Annotated in this window: 14 protein-coding genes and 2 pseudogenes; 6 read left to right on the top strand and 10 right to left on the bottom strand. The window is 62.4% G+C overall.

Features of this window, described 5'->3' with window-relative positions; translation table 11 throughout:
* Positions 1-115: 115 nt before the first annotated feature.
* Positions 116-313 (bottom strand): LysR substrate-binding domain-containing protein, encoded by a 198-nt coding sequence (locus AC0L28_RS13600; protein ID WP_287257832.1) that lies wholly within the window; start codon positions 311-313, stop codon positions 116-118.
* 103 nt (positions 314-416) lie between these two features.
* Positions 417-1,265, bottom strand: a pseudogene (locus tag AC0L28_RS13595) (MFS transporter); the annotation flags it as partial.
* Between the two features lie 2 nt (positions 1,266-1,267).
* On the opposite strand from AC0L28_RS13595, the pseudogene AC0L28_RS13590 reads away from it, so the two are divergent.
* A pseudogene (locus tag AC0L28_RS13590) lies at positions 1,268-1,492 on the top strand (LysR substrate-binding domain-containing protein); the annotation flags it as partial.
* A gap of 154 nt (positions 1,493-1,646) precedes the next feature.
* Here AC0L28_RS13590 and AC0L28_RS13585 read toward each other — a convergent pair.
* The gene (locus AC0L28_RS13585; protein WP_473478013.1) at positions 1,647-2,249 is read right to left on the bottom strand and encodes an SDR family NAD(P)-dependent oxidoreductase; all 603 of its coding nucleotides are present in this window, start codon (positions 2,247-2,249) and stop codon (positions 1,647-1,649) included.
* A gap of 120 nt (positions 2,250-2,369) precedes the next feature.
* Between AC0L28_RS13585 and AC0L28_RS13580 the strand changes: the two genes are divergently transcribed.
* Entirely contained in the window at positions 2,370-2,993 is a 624-nt protein-coding gene (locus AC0L28_RS13580; RefSeq protein ID WP_236377152.1) for a TetR/AcrR family transcriptional regulator, read from the top strand.
* Positions 2,994-3,122: 129 nt separating this feature from the next.
* Here AC0L28_RS13580 and AC0L28_RS13575 read toward each other — a convergent pair whose 3' ends face one another.
* Genes AC0L28_RS13575 through AC0L28_RS13555 form a run of 5 tightly spaced genes read right to left on the bottom strand, consistent with a single transcriptional unit; the run spans position 3,123 to position 8,034 of the window.
* Complete coding sequence (locus tag AC0L28_RS13575) at positions 3,123-4,118, bottom strand: lipid A biosynthesis lauroyl acyltransferase (protein WP_473478010.1); 996 nt, start codon at positions 4,116-4,118, stop codon at positions 3,123-3,125.
* Between the two features lie 38 nt (positions 4,119-4,156).
* The gene (locus AC0L28_RS13570) at positions 4,157-5,185 is read right to left on the bottom strand and encodes a zinc-binding dehydrogenase (protein ID WP_287257840.1); all 1,029 of its coding nucleotides are present in this window, start codon (positions 5,183-5,185) and stop codon (positions 4,157-4,159) included.
* A 35-nt stretch (positions 5,186-5,220) separates the two neighbouring features.
* Positions 5,221-6,492 carry a beta-ketoacyl-ACP synthase gene (locus AC0L28_RS13565; protein WP_287257841.1) on the bottom strand — a complete coding sequence of 424 codons (1,272 nt, stop codon included), beginning with the start codon at positions 6,490-6,492 and terminating at the stop codon, positions 5,221-5,223.
* Between the two features lie 19 nt (positions 6,493-6,511).
* Positions 6,512-7,699, bottom strand: a complete 1,188-nt coding sequence (locus AC0L28_RS13560; RefSeq protein WP_287257842.1) for a beta-ketoacyl-ACP synthase — start codon at positions 7,697-7,699, stop codon at positions 6,512-6,514.
* Positions 7,700-7,752: 53 nt separating this feature from the next.
* Entirely contained in the window at positions 7,753-8,034 is a 282-nt protein-coding gene (locus tag AC0L28_RS13555) for an acyl carrier protein (RefSeq protein ID WP_023802974.1), read from the bottom strand.
* Between the two features lie 216 nt (positions 8,035-8,250).
* On the opposite strand from AC0L28_RS13555, the gene AC0L28_RS13550 reads away from it, so the two are divergent.
* The gene (locus AC0L28_RS13550; RefSeq protein ID WP_287257844.1) at positions 8,251-8,520 is read left to right on the top strand and encodes a hypothetical protein; all 270 of its coding nucleotides are present in this window, start codon (positions 8,251-8,253) and stop codon (positions 8,518-8,520) included.
* Complete coding sequence (locus AC0L28_RS13545) at positions 8,504-8,947, top strand: hypothetical protein (RefSeq protein ID WP_287257845.1); 444 nt, start codon at positions 8,504-8,506, stop codon at positions 8,945-8,947. The genes AC0L28_RS13550 and AC0L28_RS13545 overlap by 17 nt, the downstream gene beginning before the upstream one ends.
* Positions 8,948-8,996: 49 nt before the next feature.
* On the opposite strand, the gene AC0L28_RS13540 is transcribed toward AC0L28_RS13545, so the two are convergent.
* Together AC0L28_RS13540 and AC0L28_RS13535 are read right to left on the bottom strand one after the other, a co-directional pair.
* Positions 8,997-9,182, bottom strand: coding sequence for a class I SAM-dependent methyltransferase (locus AC0L28_RS13540; protein ID WP_473478007.1), 186 nt, complete (start codon positions 9,180-9,182; stop codon positions 8,997-8,999).
* Between the two features lie 125 nt (positions 9,183-9,307).
* Positions 9,308-10,288, bottom strand: a complete 981-nt coding sequence (locus tag AC0L28_RS13535; RefSeq protein ID WP_287257846.1) for an asparaginase — start codon at positions 10,286-10,288, stop codon at positions 9,308-9,310.
* A gap of 427 nt (positions 10,289-10,715) precedes the next feature.
* On the opposite strand from AC0L28_RS13535, the gene AC0L28_RS13530 reads away from it, so the two are divergent.
* Both AC0L28_RS13530 and AC0L28_RS13525 read left to right on the top strand, forming a co-directional pair.
* Entirely contained in the window at positions 10,716-11,366 is a 651-nt protein-coding gene (locus AC0L28_RS13530) for a pyridoxamine 5'-phosphate oxidase family protein (protein ID WP_287257848.1), read from the top strand.
* A 65-nt stretch (positions 11,367-11,431) separates the two neighbouring features.
* On the top strand, positions 11,432-11,737 hold the full coding sequence (locus AC0L28_RS13525; protein WP_473478005.1) for a cupin domain-containing protein: 306 nt from the start codon (positions 11,432-11,434) through the stop codon (positions 11,735-11,737).
* Positions 11,738-11,917: the final 180 nt, after the last annotated feature.

Below are 11,917 nucleotides of genomic sequence, written 5' to 3'. Positions count from 1 at the left end.
ACCACCCGCTCTAAGTCCATCGAGATTGTGGCCCGAGATGGCGAAGGGACCGGTGTTGGCTGCTTTTTCTCGCCGTTGCGCCGCGATCACCACCCGAAGGTCGCAGTGATTGCGCTCAACGGGCGCCGAACCATTCGATGAGGATGTCAATCAGCGCACGCACCTTTCTGGGCGCAATCCCGCCAGGTGGCCGCACCACATAGATCCCCGCCTCTGGCGAGGGATAATCCGCCATCACTTGTCTCAATGTACCCTCCGCGATCGGCACGTCGGTAAGGAAGTCGGGCAGCGCAGCAATGCCCAGCCCAGCCAAGAATGCGGCGGTTCAGAATAAAAGCGCTCTGTAGTGATCCTTCGCGCCCCCCTCTGTCCGGCAGGACAGAGGGGGGCGCTGTCCGGGCGCTGTCCCTCCGCAATCAAAGGTTCTGCACCGCAGCAGCGCGAGGGCTGGCGGCAGCGGGGAGCAGGGCTGAGCCCGCCAGCAGGGCGGCGGCGAGCAGGAAGGCGCTCCACCAGCCGGCAGTGTCGAACAGCATGCCGCCCGCGGAAGCGCCGCCGGCGATGGCGAACTGGATCAATGCGACCTGCAGCCCGCCTCCAGCTTCAAGATCGTCGGGAATGATCTGAGCCATCCATGTACCCCACGCCGCCGGAATCGGGGTGTTGAACAGCCCCCAAACAACCAGAAGCGAAGCCGTGGCCCAAAGCACCGGTCCCACTGCGATCAGGAGCAGGGAGAGGAGCGCAAGCGCGCTCGGCAGCCCGATCAGCACGGCAGTGAGGTTTCGCCGGAGAACAAAGCCGGCGATGGACAGTCCCGCCAGGCCTCCTAGGCCGAGGCCCAGGAGCACCAGCGACAGGACGTTCACGTCGAGGCCGGTGACACTTTCAAGGAATGGGCGCAGATAGATCGACAGCGAATTCATTCCCATGAATGCGAGTCCAGTTGCTGCCATCCCGATGGTGAATGTCCGATTGCGCAGCAGACGGAACATGCTGGATACCGAAACGGCCTCCATTGGCGGCATCTTCGGCAGAACGGCCAGTTGCCAGACGAGCGCCGCGACGCCGACCGGGACTGTGACGAAGAAGGTGCCCCGCCACCCGATCAATTCGCCGAGGAAGCTGCCGAGCGGTGCGGCGATGACGATCGCCAATGCGGTTCCGCCCTGCAGCAGGGCGATCGCCTTGGGCAGGTCGGAGCCTGAGGCCAGGCGCGCCAAAATGGCCGTGGAGAGCGACCAGAAGCCGCCGATCGCGATCCCCCCTGAACAATATCGCGCCGGCGCTTGACGCGGCCCTCGACGGCATTGGTTTGGTCTATGCACCGAAGGATCTTGTTCAGCCCTATGTTGTGAGTGGTCGGCTCGAGGAAGTCCTTGCCGACTGGTGCCCGACCTTCCAGGGCTATCATCTCTACTACCCCAGCCGGCGCAATCAAACGCCGGCGTTTGCGGCCTTTGTCGCGGCTTTCCGGTACCTGTCTCAATAGACCTTCTGGACCCGCCCCAAGATCGCAGATCAGGATGCGGGCTCGATCGGCACCGGAGCCAAGGTGCGCCGCCACTCTCCCGGCGCCAGCAATCGGGACGAGACCGCCGCACGGACGGCCCGTCCTGGCTCGGGAAACGTGCCCATCGGAGGGCTCACGCGGCCCGTTCGGCCGTAAGGGTGCCCTCGAATTTGTTGAGGTTCGTCGAAGTGAAGCCGGAGCAGGCAGCGTCGGCGCCAGCGCCCTCAAATTCGATGGCGAAGGCGAGCGTCGGCGCATCGAGGGCAGTCTCCGAGGGGCTGTAAACAGGGCCGAACAATGCGCGCTGTGGACTGGACGGGTCGACGCTGGCGATGCGTGCCGCCGGCGCTTCACCAAGCAGCCGCAACATCGCCTGCGTAACGGCGACGACGCCGAACACGTTGGTCTCGAACACTGCGCGTCCCTCGTCGAGGGACGCCGCATGCGAGATGCCCTGCTTTCCCGCATCGGAAGTGCCTGCATTGTTCACCAGGACGTCGAGGCGACCGAACTCGTTACGGATGCGCTTTGCCGCGGCGGCAATCGAGGCCTGTTTCGTGACATCGAGTTGGACGGCGCGGGCATCCGCGCCGATGCTCTTTGCAGCCGTCTCCGCATGCTCGAGCTTGCGCGACCCTACGAGCACGGTGAGGCCGTGCGTCGCCAGATCCCTGGCGATCTGGAGGCCGATTCCCTTGTTGGCCGCAGTGACCAGGGCAATAGGTTTGACCCGCATGGTGATCTCCTCTTTTTGCATTGACGTGTAGGCAACGGCGCCATGCTGTGCTAATTTTCCCAATCGGAACTGCATTCCGTTTTATACGGAACATCGTTCCGTTTATCAAGTGGAAAAATCATGGACGACAAATCGGAGGAGCGGGGTGGTGGCTTGGAGCCCGTAAACTCGACGGATCGGCGCGTGCGTGCGGACGCGCAACGCAACTCCAAGGCGCTGCTCGAAGCAGCAATGGCAGTGTTTGCGGCTTCGGGGGTCGATGCTCCGGTGCGAGAGATCGCCGATAAGGCCGGCGTTGGCGTGGGTACGCTTTATCGGCATTTTCCTCAGCGTTCGGACCTGATCGTGGCGGTCTTCCGTAACGAAGTTGATGCCTGCGCAAATGCTGCATCTGCCATTGCCGCCGAATATGAACCCGGCGAAGCGCTCGCCCGATGGATGCAGCGTTACGTGGACTTTATCGCTGCCAAGCGTGGACTCGCCGCGGCCTTCTCCTCCGGCGATCCGGCATATGAGTCCTTGCCGCTGTATTTTCTTGAGAAACTTCGGCCCGCGCTGCAGACCTTGCTGGATGCCGCGACCGAAGCGGGCGACGTTCGCTCGGACGTTGATGCGAAAGAACTATTATTCGCGATTGCCAGGCTCTGCTCACCAGACCGCTATGGCGGAGGCCCCGACCAGGCACGACGGATGGTTGGCTTGCTGGTGGATGGGCTTCGCTATGGCGCCCCTTCGGTTGGCTGATTGGACTTGCCAGGACAGGCCACCGAGCGATCGGTGACTAAACAAAAACCCGCCTCGGCAACCGGGCGGGGTCGGTGGCGCAATTAGAACATTGCCAACAATAGCATAATTGCTGTCACTCACTTCTACTCAGGCGGCTTCGCCGCGGTTCCTCGCCCGCTTGTGCTTCCCGCGCGGGCCGCTGATTTCCCATCTTTTGTGGAACCACATCCATTGGCCGGGATCCTCGCGCACCCAGCGCTCGACCACGTCGTTGAGCAGCTGGGTGGTGCCATGGACGTCGACACTGCCGCCGGCGGTGCGCGGCAAGATCAGTTTGTCCTCGATCTCGAGCCGGAAGCGGTTGCCCGGCAGGCGCACGCAGCGCGCCGGATAGACATCGCAGTCATAGTGTCGCGCCAGGGTGCCCAGAACCCGGTTGCTCTCGCATGGGCGGCCGAAAAAAGTCGTTTCGAGCCCGCTCGAGAATTTCTGGTCGACGAGCACGCCGATATTGCCGCCTTTCTCCAGGATGGCCGCCAGCGCGAACGAAGCGCCGGTCGCGGAGGGCAGGAGCGAGCCCATGGTCGAGCGGCGAGTCGAGAGGATGTAGTCGGCAAGGTAGGGGTTGTTGGGCGGACGAAACAGCGCCGTGATGTTCATGCCGAAAGTGGCTGCCGCCACCGGAAGCAGCTCGAAATTGCCGAGATGCCCGGTGAAGATGATATGCGGTTTTTGCTCGCCGGCGATTTGCACGAAGTGCTCGACCCCCTTGACCTCGATGCGGCCCGGTTTTGTCGCGGCGGGATCGTAGTCGAACAGGGCATCGAGAAAGACGTATTCCGCGGCAAGGCGAGCCATGTTGCCCCACATGTCGGAGGCGATGGCCTGGATCTGCTTGTCGCTCTTTTCCGGATAAGCCTTGCGCAGATTGGCGATGGCGACGTTATGGCGCCCCACCCAAGGGCCAATGCGGCGGGCGGCGCGGTCGGCGAAATTGAGCGCGCTGTCGACCGGCAGCAGACGCAATAGCCAAATCATCGTCATCGCGAGGCGCGCCAGCAGCCAGTAGTTGAACTGGCGCAGCCGCCTGCCGTAGCGGAACGCCAAGTCCCGGCGGAGCTTCTTGAAGGCGTTGCCGATCATTCCTAGACCATGGTTTTTTCAGACAGCAGCATCATGGTCTAGCCGACGCGCAGGATGATCTTGCCGAACACGTCGCGGCCTTCCATGCGCTTCAGTGCGGTCTCGATGCCGTCGAAGCCGACTTCGGTGTCGATAACCGGAGAAACCAGCCCCGCCGCCATTTTCTGCATGGCGTCGGCCATGTTTTGCATGCGACAGCCGAACGAGCCGAGCAGCTTCAGCTGCTGCTGGAACAATTGCATCAGGTTGATCTGCGTCGACACGCCCGATGTCGAGCCGCAGGTCACCAGGCGGCCGCCGCGTTTCAGGCACAGCATCGAGGCGGCAAAGGTGTCGGCGCCGACATGCTCGAAGACGACATCGACGCCCTTCTTCTTCGTCAGCTTGCGCACGACGCCTTCGAAACGGTCGTCGCGATAGTTGATGACGTGATCGGCGCCAAGCGCCTTCGCCTTGTCGATCTTGTCGTTCGAGCCAACCGTGGTGATCACGGTGCAGCCCATTTTCTTCGCCAGCTGGATCGCGGCGGAGCCGATTCCCGAGCCGCCGGCATGGATCAGGATGGTTTCGCCGGCCTGCAGCCTGGCATTGTCGAACAGCATGTGCTCGACCGTGCCGAAGGTGACGGGCGCGACGGCGGCGCCGACGTCGGTCACGCCGGGCGGGGCAGGGACCAGCAGGCGCGCCGGCAGGTTTATCTTCTCTTGCGCAAAGCCGTCGAGATGGAAGCCGTGAACGCCCGAGACATGCTCGCAGAGGTTGTCGCGGCCTTCGCGGCAGGCGCGGCAAAGCCCGCAGGTGCGCGCGCCGTAGATCGATACAAGCTGCCCCGGCACAAGGCTGGAGACGCCGGGGCCGACCGCCTCGACCTCGCCCGAGGCTTCGGCGCCGACGACCAGCGGCAGCTTGCGCTTGGCGAAGGCCATGCCGCGCCAGCCCCAGACGTCGATATGATTGAGCGCCACGGCCTTGATGCGCAGCGTCACTTCGCCCAGCGCAGGCTGCGGCGGAAGCGGCAGGTCCACCGTTTCAAGGCGGCGGTCCTCGATAAGTTGCAATGCGCGCATGGAGCCTGTCGGTTCTGTTGGCGAAGAACGGTCGCTTAGACTGGTTCCCGCGCCATGACAAGGCAGGTGTTCTGGCCGCCGAAGCCGAAGGAGTTCGACAGCACCGTGCCGACCTCGGCGTTGCGCTTCTGGTTCGGCACCACGTCGAGCACGATCGCCGGATCGGGATTGTCGTAATTGATGGTCGGCGGGATGACGCTTTCGCGCATGGTCATCAGCGAAAACGCCGCCTCGACGGCGCCGGCGGCCGACAGCGTGTGGCCGATCATCGACTTGTTCGACGAGATCGGCATCGAGCCGATCCGCTCGCCGAACACGGTCGACAGCGACAAATGCTCCATCTTGTCGTTTTCCGGCGTCGAGGTGCCATGGGCATTGACATAATCGATCTCGTCCTCGCCCAAGCCGGCATCGGCGAGCGCGGCGCGAACCGCCGCGATCGCCGGCGAGCCGTCCGGCTTCGAGCGGGTGCGGTGGAAATCGTCGGCCTTCTCGCCGCAGCCGCGCAGGATGCCGAGGATGTTTGCACCACGGGCGAGTGCCGCCTCCAGCGATTCCAATACCAGCGCGCCAGAACCCTCAGCGAGGACAAAACCGTCGCGATCCCTGGAAAACGGTTTTGACGCCTTTTCGGGGATGTCGTTGTGGGTGGAGAGTGCGGAAAGCAGCGAGAAACGGATCAGCGCCTCGGCGGTCGCCGAGCCGTCGGCGCCGATCGACAGTGCCCGGTCGCATTCGCCGCGGCGGATCGCCTCGACGCCGAGCTGGATCGAGGTGGCGCCAGAGGCGCAGGCCGTCGACAGCGTGATCGGCAGGCCGCGCGTGCCAAAACGGTCGGCGAGCCGGTCGGCGATCGAACCGAATTGGGTGGTCTCGAAAACATCGAACCCCTTCAAGCCGCGCGCCACCCGAAGCAGCCGTTCGGCGCCGACGTCGTGCTTGTCGGAATTGTACAGCGAAAAGCGCTCGCTCCAGTCGAGCTCGACCGGCGGCGAGGCGAGGAAAAGCGGCCCGCCGAAATCGCCCGAATCGAGGCCGGCTTCGGCCACGGCTTCCTGCGCGGCTATCTCGGCGAGGTCGTAGGTAAGAAGGGAAGCGCCCTTGGAGCTCGACGGCAGGAAATCGACCGTGCCGGAGATGCGGGTGTTCAGATGGTCGACCGGAAAGCGGGTTATCGGATGGATGCCGGACGTGCCCGCGGTGAGCGCTGCCCAATTGTCGGCCTTGCCGACGCCCAGCGACGTCACCACGCCGATGCCGGTGACGGCAACGATCGGCCTGCCCATGTGGTCGTTCAGATTGGCCATGTTTTTGTCCCAAAACCCTCTAGGCGGCGTTGACCAACGCCATGCCCTCGAATTGGTGATAGCCGATCGCCGTTGCAAGCACGGTCCTGGGAATGCCGTTGAACGGCTTCTCGGTGGCGGCGTCAAAAGCCGGGTAGGCGGCCTTGCGTTCGACAGCCAATGCAGCCAGCGCCACGGCGAAGGGAAACTGCGCTTCCTTCATGTGGCCGGTCAGCGTCGAAAAACCGCGTGCGGCAATCGCCGGATTGGCGTCGAGCGCCGATTTCTCAGCAGCAGTCGCGGCATGGGCTCCCGAAGCGCCTGAAATCGTCAGTAGCTCGCCGTTCGGCAATGCCGCCTGGCTGAGCAGCGCGGCAATCTCGGCATCGAGCTCGCCCTGCCGGCGTATGGCGCGTCCGGATACGACCGGGCCGAGTTCGGCATAGATCTTTCGCCCGCGGCTGATCGCGTGCTCGCGCTGTTCCAGGACGAGAAACGCACCGCCCGATCCAGTCACCACGCCGCCGCCGTCCAGGCCCTGTCTCTGCCAGACCGGCCTCCAGCGGCCGCGATGCAGGTAGCCGGCCAGCTCATAGCCAAGCAGCATGTCGGAATGTTCGGTCTGGAACGCGCCGCCGACCAGGATATGCGTCGATTGGCCGGAGCGGATGCGCGCGGCGGCTGTCTCGACGGCGGCGACGCCGGCACCTTCCTCGCCCATGAAGGTGCGCGACGAGCCGGTCACCTTGTGGACGATCGAGATGTTGCCGGCGAGCAGGTTGGAAAGCTGCGCCAGAAACAGCGTCGGCCGCAATTCGGTGGTCAGTTTCTCGTTGAGCAGCACGTCGCGGTCGTTGCGGCTTTCGGACGCTGCGAGAATGTCGGCGTCGACCGCCTCGTCGCGCTCGCCGCCGCCGGCAGCCACCACCATGTCCATCGTCGTGCAGAGATCGTCATTGCCCTTGATGCCGGCGTCGTCCAGCGCCATGCCGGCGGCATAGGTGCCGAGCCGCTGCCAGGTTTCCATCTGCCGCTGGTCGCCGCGCTTGGCGATCTGCAGGTTCCAGTCGATCTCCGGCAGCGGGTGGACGGTGTAGGGCGAGAAGCGGGCGGCTTCGAGCACCGGCTCCAGGCCGGGCTGGACGAGCTTGCGCCAATGCGCATCCGGGCCTTCTCCCAGCGAAGAGACAAGGCCGATGCCTGATATGACGACGTCGTGGGAGCTCATGAGCGAGGGTTCATGGGGCGGCTGTTGTGGGTCAGGCTAGAAGACAAGCCATTTCAGGCGTTCTTTGCCATGACCAGGGCGTCGATCTTGGCGCACAGGTTCTTCATGACGAAGTAATCGTCGGTCGAGGCCTTGCCGTCATTGACCTCCTGCGTCCACTTTTCCAGCGGCACCTTGATGCCGAATTCCTTGTCGATGGCAAAGACGATGTCGAGGAAGTCGAGGCTGTCGATGCCGAGATCGTCGATGGTGTGGCTTTCAGGGGTGATCGTGTCGATATCGATCTCACTGGTGTCGGCGATGATCTTGGCGACTTTGTCGAACGTGGTGGACAAGGGCTTTTCCTTCGGTTGCGGGCGGAATCTGTCCGCTGGTGTTTGCGCGCTGTCTAATCGGTTTTTCCGGGCAGGAAAAGGCCTGAACGCCGGGCGCAGATGGGATACCCACTCCGTAAACGCAAGAAGAGCCGTTGGCGACCCTCCCGGTGATATGCCGCAACCATCCCATCTCTGGTCATTGCATGTACCAGTGTACCGTGGTACGGAAATCCTATGACCACCATCGAACGCGTGCAGACCGGGGTTCGCCTGGAAAAACGATTGGTGAAGGTGCTCAAGGCCTTGGCCGAGCATCGCGACATGAGCCTGGGTGAACTCATCGAGGGCATCGTGCTGCATGCCTTCGAAGGCCAGACGCCGTTTTCCCCGACGACCCTGGAAACAATCGGCCAATTGAAGCGCATCTACGGAATGGAGCTTGGCGCAGCGGACAGCCACCGTCTGGTGGAAATCGCCGGGGAGGGGGATGACCAACCATCTTGAGCGCAGCCACAGCATCGTGCTTTCGGGGCCGATCGACCGCGTCTTTCCGCTGTTCACGCCGACTGGGGAGACCCTGTGGGTGGACGACTGGGATCCCGAGTTTCTGCATCCACAAGACGGGGAGACGCGCCAAGGCATGGTCTTCAGGACCACTCATGGTGATGAGACCACGCTCTGGGCCTGCACGGACTGGGACCCCGTCGCGCATCGCATCCGCTATGTCCGGGTGACGCCGGACTCGCGTTTTGGATTTGTCGAGGTGGCCTGCCGCTCGACCGCTGACGGAGGCACGGAGGCGTGGATTGCCTACACGTTCACTGCCTTGAGCAGGGCAGGAAGCTCGTATCTGTCCGAGCTGACGGAGGACGCGTTCGCGCAGATGATCGAGGGATGGAAGCTCCGTATCGAAGCGTGGCTGCAAGTGTGAAACATCTAACGCCAGGTGCCTTAAACTAACTGCCGCTAAGGGTGGAACTTTACCCTTCGCTTCGTCTCCCGGAACAGCGCCGCGCCACCATAACGGCAATGTCGAAACCTGCGTCGTCAAAAGGCAACGCCTCCGCCGCTTCCCTAATGGCATCTGCCGCCGGATCGATGCCGCTCACGTCAGCGCCCTCGGCAACAAGCTGCCTTGCAAGGCTGCCGGTACCGCAGCCTTGCAAGAAGCCTAAGCCCGGCGATCGACGATCGCACCGATCTGACAACTGCCAACGGACTGTTTACGAGCTGCATAGCGTGTTTCCTTTCGGGTCCGACGATAAGGAAGAGCCTCTGGCAGGAAGCACATTCACCCACCTATTGCAGCAAGCTCGGGGCGCATTTCCTCTAGGGTCATTCCCATCCCCAACAACACGGAAACCAGGATCCGCAGCTTGGGTCCGGTGAGATCGCCGGCAAAGACTGCCCCGGCTTTCTCTAGATCCTTGCCACCGCCATGGCCATAAATCGGCGAGACGCGACCTTCGCCACATCGCGACGCCACGAATACCGGAACGCCGTCGGCGATGATGTCTCCAACGGCCGCTGCGACGGCGGGCGTCGCGTTTCCCCTGCCGAAGCCTTCGAGCACGATCGCCCGCGAGCCGCTTGCCGCCGCATGGCGGATCACGCGGTCATCGGAGCCAAGCACCATGCGTATGAGATCCACCCTCGGTTCGATCGCGCTCGCCGCAAAAGTTTTCCGAAGGATAGGTCGGCGCGATACGCTTACAGCGGCGCCGTCGATTTCGCCGAGCTTGCCGTGGTTTCGCGAGACAAATGCGTCGACCCGGGACGTATGAGCCTTTGTGACGTCACGCGCGGCGTGGAAGTGTTGTTCCAGGAGCACAACCGCACCGAGAGCCCTCGCCAACGGCGATGCCGCAAGCCGGACGGCGTCGGTGACATTGCGCGGTCCGTCGCTGGCTGAATCATCGGCGCTGCGCTGTGCGCCAGTAAACACCACTGGCTTTTCATTCGCTAAAAGCAAATCCGCGAGGTAGGCGCTTTCCTCCATCGTATCGGTACCGTGTGTGACCACCACGCCGATGCAATCGTCTTCAACAAGGTGCAAGTTGATCCGCTGAGCCAGACCAAACGCCATTGGCAGCGTCATTGCGCAACTGACGATATTCATGAAGTCGTCAACTCTAATGTCGACGCCGGGAGGAATGTCTTGAATCGTGCCCCGAAGTTTTTCGCCGTCGATGGTCGATACGACATGATCTTCAGCATCAACATGCCGCGAAGCTATGGTACCTCCGGTGGTAATTAGCCAGATACACGCCATGCGGCCTGCTTTCGGACGGGGGGTTGATGGTCGGCTAGAACGTAGCTGATTGAATTTCAAATGAACACAGAAGTTCAGGGATATCCTGTTCCCTATTGGGAACATCTCATTGGGTCAGACTTGCCGAAAGTCATCTCAATGGGAAGCGCAAAGAAGGGTCGACCTGAGCTCTTGCGCGAAGGGCAGCTTTTGAGAAGCGCCACAGATGTCAGCAAATGGCGCGTCCCGTGGTTCAAATACCTGAGCCGCAGAACGCCCGAGATGAGCGTCGAACGACTGGCTGGGGTGGTGAGCCGACTTTCAGTCGCACGGCTGAACGGCTCAATGCCAGAACGCGACGCCGGCACGGAATGGCTCGTCAATGGAGTTGCGCACGCGCGATTCTTTGCGTCATACTGCGTAGGCACGCGGAGAAGGGGCCGGCATCATGCAAGACGACGAGAGCAGTCCTCGGCGCCGTTTCCGCGATGTCATCACGAGCGAAGAGCAATTGCGAGCGGTTTTGGGGGTCCCCACAGACCGAGCAGTTGCCAAGGTCGTTCGAGTAATTGACGAACATGCTCGCCGCTTCATTGCTCATGCGCCTTTTGTGTTCGTAGCGTCCGCCGGCGCCGATGGCATGCTCGACGTCTCGCCAAAGGGTGATCCCGCCGGCTTCGTCAAGGTGCTGGACGAGAGAACTCTCGCCATTCCAGACCGCCCCGGCAATCGTCGACTCGATACTTTCCGTAACGTCCTGAGCAACCCGAATGTCGGCCTGATTTTCGTAATCCCCGGTGTGACCTACACCCTTCGCGTGGCCGGCAAGGCGCTCATCGTCCGCGATGCGGAGCTGCGTGAGGCCATGGCTGTCAACCGTAAGCTCCCTGAGCACATACTCGTCATCGAGATCTCGCACGTACTTTCTCATTGCCCGAAGTGCATGGTCCGCTCGGGCTTGTGGCAGCCGGATGCGTGGCCGGATACCAGCAACCTTCCCTCGTTTGCGGAGATGTTGGTCGCCCACGGCAAACTCGCGGAGACGGTTGAGGAGATGCAAACGATTATCGACACGGGTAATCGCGACCGGCTCTACTAACTCGATGAACCACGGTTGCCGGCTTCATGCTGACGCGGCGTGCTACTCTGCCAACAGAGGGGATCATGCAGATTATCGATCATAACCTTCAGCCGACAGAAGAGTGGCGTCCCGGCGTGTCGACCAGAATGCGCGTTTCTGCGGTCACCGAGGCAGCCACGCTGTGCATATTCGAACAGTGGGTCGCACCAGGAAGTGGCACACGTACTCACACCCATCCCGTCGAGGAAGTCTTGACCGTGCTGGAAGGCCAAGCCGAGCTGTGGTTGGATGATGAACGAGAAACAGTATCGACGGGACAATCAGTCATCGTGCCGGCCGGCCGCTGGCATGGCTTTCGCAATACCGGAAGCGCGACATTGCACATGTAGGCCATACTGGCCGCGCCAACCTTCGAGGCCTCTTTCGAGGGGCAGCCGGAAGTGACGAGGCATTGGGCTACCGCAAAAGCGTAACACCCGCCATCTTGACGACGGGACCCGCGCCTGGCTCCAATCTGATCCGTGGATCGTGTACTGCGACGAGACGTCGGGATCGGGGATCAGCGGACA

This window comes from Mesorhizobium sp. WSM4847 (assembly GCF_055811335.1).
Note: the sequence above shows the minus strand (reverse complement) of the source record. Positions and strands in the feature narration are given on the sequence as shown.